We start from the raw sequence: 2777 nt of genomic DNA on the forward strand, positions 1-2777 counted from the left end.
AATAACGACCATTGGTTGTACGACAGATTGCGCAATCAATTAACCCATTCGTTTGTGCCGAGTAAGTCACTTCACCTGCTTTCGCGTGAGAAGCTGACGTCGGATATGCAACATTTACAGTGGCATGATGATCGCCTTATTCTAGTTGCTGAAGATATGTACGACGATTTAAAGGGAGCCTGCAAACATCTTTTTTCGATGATTGATAAAGGCAAAGTGCCTTTGAAAAATATAGCGGCTTCGCCCGAAGATTTACTATTACAAGATTAATCTAATTTGATAAGATATCGTAAATGATTAAAAATATTGTATTTATTGGCGCTGGAAATCTGGCAACTCACCTGGCTTTGGCTCTAAAACAAGCGAGTTATCACATTTGTCAGGTTTATAGTAGAACACAGCTTTCTGCTGATACTTTGGCTAAGCAAGTCGATGCAGATTCTTGCTGCGATTATGCTGAGGTTAGGCGTGATGCCGATTTGTATATTTTCGCTTTAAGCGATAAGGCTTTGCCTGATGCTTTGGAGGCTTTGCAACTGAAAAATAAATTTCTCGTGCATACGGCTGGCAGTTTGCCCATGTCTGTATTCGAAAGCTATTCCTCTTTTTATGGGGTGTTTTATCCTTTGCAAACTTTCTCAAAAGCTCGTCAGGTTGATTTCTCAAAGATACCTCTATGTATTGAGGCTATAAGTACGGATCTGGAATCGGAACTGGTGCTTATGGGGAATAAAATATCGAATTCAGTTCAATTACTATCATCCAATCAGCGTAAGCAATTGCATTTGGCAGCGGTGTTTACTTGTAATTTCACCAATCATATGTATCATATTGGACAGAAATTACTTCAGGATGAGGGGATGGATTTCGATCTATTAAAACCACTGATTATAGAGACAGCCGAAAAGGTTCAGGAAATGCCAGTCGAAGCTGCCCAAACCGGACCCGCTGTTAGGTTTGATGAAGATATTATAAAAGCACACGAGGAAAGCTTAAATATGCATCCTGATTTTCAAAAATTGTATAGATTTGTCAGTGAAAGTATTTATCACTTGCATTCGAAGGGAAATAATTGATTAGAATCAAGCTAGTCAGTTGGTAAGAGTTTGGATGTTTCATGGGTAACAAAAAGAAATTTAAATATATATGGCCTTTTTTAAAGAAGATTTAATGAAAGTTAAGGCTTTCATTTTCGATGTGGACGGTGTATTGTCTACCGAGTGTATTACCATCGATTCTGATGGGGAATTGTTGAGAACAGCGAATACAAAGGATGGTTATGCTATTCAGTATGCAGTGAAAAAAGGTTATCCTGTTGCTATTATTACTGGTGGTACATCTGCTGCGGTTGAGAAACGTTACCGTGGTTTGGGTGTTCAGGATATCTATATGTCATCGAAAGATAAGATTGCCGATTTCGAAGATTTTCTATCAAAGCACAATGTTGCTCAGGAAAATATCATGTATATGGGCGATGATTTGCCTGATTATGAAGTGATGATGCGAGTGGGTGTGCCAACCTGTCCAAAGAATGCGGTGACTCAGATCAAAGAAATTTCATCCTATATTTCGGATATGAATGGTGGCTGTGCAGCGGTTCGCGATGTGATGGAGCAGGTGCTTCGTGCTCATGGCAATTGGTATGCTACTGATACTAAGATTCAAAGTATTTAAGGTTCTCGCTTAGCAGTTTTTTGCTGACGAATAAAACCACTTCTTTACCTCAACCTTTTCACTTTAACCTTATTTGTAATGCTCAGCTTTTTAAAATTGATTCGCTTACCCAATCTGATTATTATTGCTCTGACACAATATGTGATGCGATATTTTATTATTCAGCCTATTTTGGCGATTAATAGAATTCACTTACAACTGAGCGATATTGATTTTGCAATTTTGGTGGTAGCAACGCTTTTTATTGCAGCTGGTGGCTATATTATTAACGATTATTTCGATTGCAAAGCCGATCGTTTAAACAAGCGTGAGGTGATAGTAGGAAGACGCATTAGTCGTCGCATTTCACTCATGTTGCATCAGGTTTTGAGTTTTGTTGGTTTGGTATTGGGGGGTTATGTGTCGTACAAAGTAGGGCATTGGCAATTCGTCTTGATCTTTTTTATGGCTGGAGGCTTGTTGTGGTTTTACTCAACTTCATATAAGAACCATTTTATACTTGGGAATTTAGTCTTAGCCTTTATAGGTGCTGCTATTCCATTTTTGGTGGTTATCTTCGAAATTCCACCTTTAAATAAAACCTATGCTGAAGTTTTAGTCGCTTCAAAAACAAACTTCGATTACCTCTTATATTGGGTCGGAGCCTTTTCATTCTTTTCCTTCTTTGCAGTGCTGATTCATCAGTTTATTCGTGATTTAGTTTCAGTAAAAGGCGATAAGGAAATAGGGCGAAGAAGCTTGCCTTCTGTTATTGGTTTTAGATGGACTAAAATAATTATCGTCGGCTTAATTTTGTTCCTATGTGTATCGGTTTTTGGCGTGTGGTACCAATTTCTAAATGCACCTTTGGATAAGATCACTCCATGGTACTTTATTCTATTGATTATCCTCCCATTGCTTTTACTGGCCTATTTGGTTATTAAACTGAAAAAGGATGAAAGCTTGAAATTAGGGGTATTTTTATTACGAATGGCTATACTAGCGGGTATTTCATATGCTTTTATAGTCAATCATATTCTCTCAAATACAAATTTTTAAACCTATGTTGAATAATCTTAAAGATTATCAATTGATATTGGCTTCTCAATCGCCTCGACGTCATC

4 protein-coding genes are annotated in these 2777 nt (G+C 37.7%); all 4 read left to right on the plus strand.

Going from position 1 to position 2777, the window contains the following annotated elements; all coding sequences use genetic code 11:
- Window positions 1-270 (plus strand): hypothetical protein (locus ABY905_RS16035; protein WP_372645691.1); only part of this gene is annotated, 270 nt, incomplete at its 5' end.
- A 23-nt stretch (window positions 271-293) separates the two neighbouring features.
- On the plus strand, window positions 294-1076 hold the full coding sequence (locus ABY905_RS16040; RefSeq protein ID WP_372645693.1) for a Rossmann-like and DUF2520 domain-containing protein: 783 nt from the start codon (window positions 294-296) through the stop codon (window positions 1074-1076).
- 70 nt (window positions 1077-1146) lie between these two features.
- Entirely contained in the window at window positions 1147-1674 is a 528-nt protein-coding gene (locus ABY905_RS16045; RefSeq protein WP_372645695.1) for a KdsC family phosphatase, read from the plus strand.
- 78 nt (window positions 1675-1752) lie between these two features.
- Complete coding sequence (locus ABY905_RS16050) at window positions 1753-2712, plus strand: UbiA family prenyltransferase (protein ID WP_372645697.1); 960 nt, start codon at window positions 1753-1755, stop codon at window positions 2710-2712.
- Window positions 2713-2777 lie beyond the last annotated feature (65 nt).

It is taken from the genome of Ancylomarina sp. (genome assembly GCF_041555295.1).
Classification (GTDB): domain Bacteria; phylum Bacteroidota; class Bacteroidia; order Bacteroidales; family Marinifilaceae; genus Ancylomarina.

Coding starts and splice junctions, on each gene's coding strand:
- ABY905_RS16040 (WP_372645693.1), top strand. CDS start 294: ATGATTAAAAATATTGTATTTATTGGCGCTGGAAATCTGGCAACTCAC.
- ABY905_RS16045 (WP_372645695.1), top strand. CDS start 1,147: ATGGCCTTTTTTAAAGAAGATTTAATGAAAGTTAAGGCTTTCATTTTC.
- ABY905_RS16050 (WP_372645697.1), top strand. CDS start 1,753: ATGCTCAGCTTTTTAAAATTGATTCGCTTACCCAATCTGATTATTATT.